3 protein-coding genes are annotated in these 4,870 nt (G+C 58.0%); all 3 read right to left on the bottom strand.

Annotated features, from left to right (window positions below):
• Positions 1–80 precede the first annotated feature (80 nt).
• Positions 81–1,136 carry a 2Fe-2S iron-sulfur cluster binding domain-containing protein gene (locus VOI29_RS22535; protein ID WP_323783877.1) on the bottom strand — a complete coding sequence of 352 codons (1,056 nt, stop codon included), beginning with the start codon at positions 1,134–1,136 and terminating at the stop codon, positions 81–83.
• A gap of 84 nt (positions 1,137–1,220) precedes the next feature.
• On the bottom strand, positions 1,221–2,885 hold the full coding sequence (locus VOI29_RS22530; RefSeq protein WP_323783875.1) for a methane monooxygenase: 1,665 nt from the start codon (positions 2,883–2,885) through the stop codon (positions 1,221–1,223).
• A gap of 671 nt (positions 2,886–3,556) precedes the next feature.
• Positions 3,557–4,870 (bottom strand): hypothetical protein (locus VOI29_RS22525; protein ID WP_323783873.1); only part of this gene is annotated, 1,314 nt, incomplete at its 5' end.

The following is a 4,870-nucleotide window of genomic DNA, read 5'->3' as shown; positions in this document are numbered from 1 at the left end:
GCCAGATCCGACAGAGCTTGATGTTGCTACCATGGTAGCCTCCCTTTGGTTTGGTTCACGTCACTAGCGTTCGGCCCGTCTCAGTGGGCCGAAGAACCGGAAGTGGGGGTGAACTTGTCGTAGAAGATGCGATCGGTTTCGAAGTCGTGCATGAAGAGCACTGGGGTCAGCGCGTCGATCATCGGCGGCGGGCCGCAAGCATAGACATCGCCTTCACCATTGATCCCCAGCTCGCGCAGGTGGCTGTCGACGTATTCATGCACAAAGCCGCGTGCGCCGGCCCAGCCGTTGCCTTCGTCCTCGTGGCTCAGCACCGGGATGAACCGGACGTTGGGATAGGCCTCGGTCAGGGCGCCGATTTCCTCGAGCTTGAACAGGTCGTCCTGGGTGCGGGCACCGTAGTAGAAATATACCGGCCGGTCCTCGCCGCTTTCCACATGGTCATTGAGGATCGACCAGACTGGCGACATGCCAGAGCCCGCGCCGACAAGGATCACCGGTCCTTGCCGGTCTTCCCGTCGGAAGCACATCCCGTAGGGGCCTTCGACCCGCACTTCCGCACCTGCCTTGATACCGCCGTCGTCGAGCTCGTTGGAGAACCGCCCGTCGGGGTATTTTTTGATGATGAACCCGAGTTTCTGGGTTTCGCTCGGCGGATTTGCCATGGAGAACGAGCGTGTAATCTCCTCCCCTTCTTCGGTTTTGACCGTGATGTCGACATATTGGCCCGCCCAGAATTTCAAAGGCGCATCCAGTTCGATCTGGACCCCGCGAATGTCATGGGTGAGTTTCTGGAAATCGGTGATCCGGCCAGTGAACGCCTTGACCGGGATCGATTTCGACAGGACTTCCTCGTCGTAGTTCAGAAGCTCGATTTCAAGATCGCTGAGCGCCAGAGACCGGCACATCAGGATATGGCCGCCGTCCTTTTCCATGTCGTTCAGCGCGAAGGTCGAGTAATTCTCCATCTCGGTCTCGCCGTCGAGCTGGACGCATTTGCAGGCAGAGCACTGGCCTTCCTTGCAACCGTGAGGCAGGGCGATGCCCTGGCGGAATGCCGCGTCAAGGATATATTCGCCATCCTCGACCTCGAATTCCACACCGACCGGTTCCAATCGGACATTGTAGGTGTCCATCGTTTTATCCTCCCTTTCCTCGCCACGCGGCTCGGGCGTGTGCGATGGCGGGCGGGGGCCTGACGCGGCCCCCGCCATTGGTGATCAGTTGCAGGGATTGATGGTGAAGCCGGCCTGGTACTCGGCGATATGCGCCTCGCGTTCCGCCGGAGCCATCGCACGCAGCATGTTGAGCGGCGAGCGCAGAGTATGGCCGCGCACGTGCTCGAGCTTCCACATATCCTTGTTGTCAAAGCGCAGGTGCGGCTGGGCGGTAAGGGTCTCGCCGTCTTCGCGGACGAAGTTGAGATCCTTGATGGCATCCGCCAGGTCCCAGCCGTCGTAGACACTCTCCCATTCCCGCTTGCCGGAGAACTTGCCCATCGCCGGTGTCGGACGCCCTTGGTATTCGCCGGCAAAGGCTTCAACTGCAGTCCAGCGATCCAGTTCGTGCGCGAATGTGTGCAATTCGCCATCGATCTCGTCGACCACCATGTCCTCACGGATCAGGCAGGGAACCAGGCACGACCAGCAGCGGTGCGGATAGACGTAACCAGTTTCCTCGTTGAAGGTGACGACTTTTTCACCCGGCTTCGACAGTTTTGCGTACCATTTCCAGAACTCGCCAAATTCGGCGTACCAGCCCGGATACTTGTGCTCGAACCACTCGAAATCCTTCTCGGTCTGGGCTTCAATCCGCCAAAAGTTGACAGGCCAGCCAACGGCGAAGAATTGGGCGACCTTGTGGACGTAGTTCTTCTCAGTGATCCGCTTCCAGGCTTCTTGGACGTCATCGTGATGGACTTTCACGCCATACTTCTCGAGCGGCAGCATGTAGGTCCGGTAGTAATCCTCGAAAATCCAGCGGTGCCACATCTCCGCATAGGATTCCTTGTCCTTGTCGCGGTTGGTGGTGCCGTATTCGATAAAGGTGCCGATCGCGGCATCGACGATGGCGTGGTTCTGCCAGAAGGCGTAACGCAAGTCGCGCTCCAGCAGCAGGTGGTTCTCGGGCTCCTTCAGCGCCGCCATCAGCAGGGAGTGGCCGTTACCGATGTGGCGGCTTTCGTCCGATTGCACCGACAGGAACACGGTCGGCAGGGCATAGTCGCCGTTCCGAGCTGCTTCCGAGGGCATGGCCACGAAGAGCGTATTGGTGAAGGCGGTTTCCGCAACCACGGTCAGATACATGCAGGCCGAGGTCATCACATCACCAGTGATGAAACCTTCGCCAAACTGGCGTCCGATGGTGGTGGCGTAGCACTTTCCGAAGGCCTCTTCTGTGATATCGAAGCCGGCAGGGTCAATGTAGTTTTCCATGTACCACTTCTTCAGGTTCATCTGAATTGTGGAATGGCGGAACTCGTCAACCATCTGCATGGTGAAACCCGTTCGGAGATCCTCGCCAGGCGAGATCCGAGCCACCATTGCCATGGCACGTGCGGCAGAAATTTCGGGGAAGGGAATGATCGCGAGAAAGAGCTTCATCCACTCAATCCAGCGGGGCTCCACATTGCGGAACATATCGCCGCGCAGCGCCGCGTCAAGCGCACCGTAAACGCGGTTATCCTTCTCCTCTTCCATCGGGAAGTAGGAGCGAAGGACCTGCTTCATCGGGTCGCGCGGGGCCTTCGTGATCTTGTAGTCGGTCGGGAAGGTGCTGGCCTCCTGAACATATGAAGGATTCCAACCCAGGTCGGAAATCTTCTTAGTGGCTTCCCCGACCGAAATACCACGCTGCGACGTGATCTTGTTAAGCGTCAAAGTCATGCCATGAGCCTCCTTAAAGCTCTGCGACCGGTTGACCGGTCACCTGTTGGCGGCTTTTGCCGTTTCATTTGAACGCCGTTGGTCATATGACCTTCCGGCGCAGGTTCTCGGCAAAGGTTGAGCAGTTCGGCAATGTCCACGGCTGGCCGGGTCTTTACACCCATGTCGTCCGGTGGACTGACACCCCTTGTCTCTGTCCTTCGTTCTTTGGAGCGCGCCCTGTCGGAGCAGCTGCTCGTGCTTTGTGCCATTCTTGTTGCAAGGCTGGTTCCAGAAGCTGGAAAAATGTGTGTCTTAGTAGGAATTTTTTGCCAATTACCTGTTTTTGCTATGTTTTTTTCGGGTAATTTTTCAGCGCAAGCTAAGCCAGACTGCCGTCGATTTTTCTTAGCCAAGGCCGAGTGTCTCATATCGTTACACTCGTTTCGGAGGGGCGTTTACGCGGCGTTACACTTTACACTTTCCGAGAATGATCCGGGTGTTGCACCTGGCAACAATCTAACTTCCGAAGCATTGAAATGGCCGCCGCATCCACCTTCCGGCCTGGCGATAGGCTGTCCTCGTCCAGCCCGGTGTCCAACCCGTGGTCAAGGGATTTTCGAAAGTGGGGTCAGTTGGCATTTCCCCATTGAATTCCAAGCCGTGTACTGTGGGTCAATGGGTCCGTAGGCTCAGTTTCGAAGCCGCCGTTTCGCCGCAGGAGCCAAGCCATTTTCCTGCCGGTATTTCGCGACTACCCGTCGCGATACCCCGATGCCCTCGGCCTCCAGCATCACCGTCAGCTGCCGGTCGGAAAACGGCTTCCTAGGATCTTCTGCCGCGAGCAGGGACCGGATGCGCGCCTGCACCTTCGGCTTCGAATGCCCGTTTTGGATCGAGCACGCGCCGGCACAAAGCGCACGCGCGGCGATTATTCCATTCGGCCCTTCAATCAGGAGCCCGTTCAGCACCCGGCTGACCGTGCTGAGGTGAAAGCCGGTCTCTCGTGAGATTTCCGACATGGTCATCGGATGCAAGGCCTCTGGCCCGGTCCGGAAAAACGCGTCCTGCCGCTGGACCAACACTCCAACCACCTGCTTTAGCGCTGAGCGGCGCAATTCCAACGCCTGTTTAAGCGCCCGCGCCTTGGCCAGCGCTTCCTGCATTGCCGGGTTCTGTGCGCCCCTCGGCACCGGTGAAATTGTCACATCCGGCTGTAATGCAGACCGAAATTCGATCTCCCACCCGTCGCCAGCAGAGGTAACAGTCACATCGGGTTCACGCAGCAGTGTTGGGTCGAAGACAAAGGCGCTGCCGGGTTTGGGATTGAGCCCCCGGATCATCGCAAGGCAATGAGCCACCTCGGTCTCATCAAGCCCGGTTTTCTTGACAAGCTCGCCGGTTCCGCCGCTTTCCAACACACCTAGATGGTCAAGCACTAGGCACATGCTCCCGGTCATGGCCTCCTGATCTTCCAGTTGCAATCTTAGGCATTCTTCCAGGTTCCGGGCAAAGAGGCCGGTGGGTTCGATCCGTTTCTGAATAAGCCGCAGTGCCCTTTCGGCAACCTCCCCAGTAATCCCCAACGCTCCGGCAATCTCATCCAAAGGGCACCCGAGCCAGCCAGAGGGTTCGAGTTCCTCAATCAGCAGAGTTACCAATTTTTCCAACATTCCGCCTTGGGCCATCAGCCCGGCCAACTCGCGGAAGACGTGATCGTAAAGGCTGCTGGCTTCCTCTACGGAGGTCATTTCCAGCACATCTGTTGCACTTGAACCGGTGCCAAGCCGCGGCCGCAGGATCAGCATAGGGTTTTCCTGTGCGGTTTCGGCCAGATGCTCCTCCAGATCGCCGGACGACATCTGCAACACACCTACAACCTGCCCTAGCTTGAACACCTGAGCCTGGCTTGCACGCAAATGAAACCCTAAGCCCATGCCGCCCTCTTCGGGGTCCAAAGCGGACGAACCTCTGGCCATTGTGGCAAGAGCCGGTCTATCATTACC

The organism is Leisingera sp., from assembly GCF_034669605.1.
Lineage (GTDB): Bacteria > Pseudomonadota > Alphaproteobacteria > Rhodobacterales > Rhodobacteraceae > Leisingera.
The sequence above is the reverse complement of the archived record's forward strand: the minus strand, read 5'-3'. Positions and strand labels throughout refer to the sequence as shown.

Excerpts from the sequence above, each read along its gene's own strand:
- VOI29_RS22535 (WP_323783877.1), bottom strand. The coding sequence starts at position 1,136 with ATGGACACCTACAATGTCCGATTGGAACCGGTCGGTGTGGAATTCGAG.
- VOI29_RS22530 (WP_323783875.1), bottom strand. The coding sequence starts at position 2,885 with ATGACTTTGACGCTTAACAAGATCACGTCGCAGCGTGGTATTTCGGTC.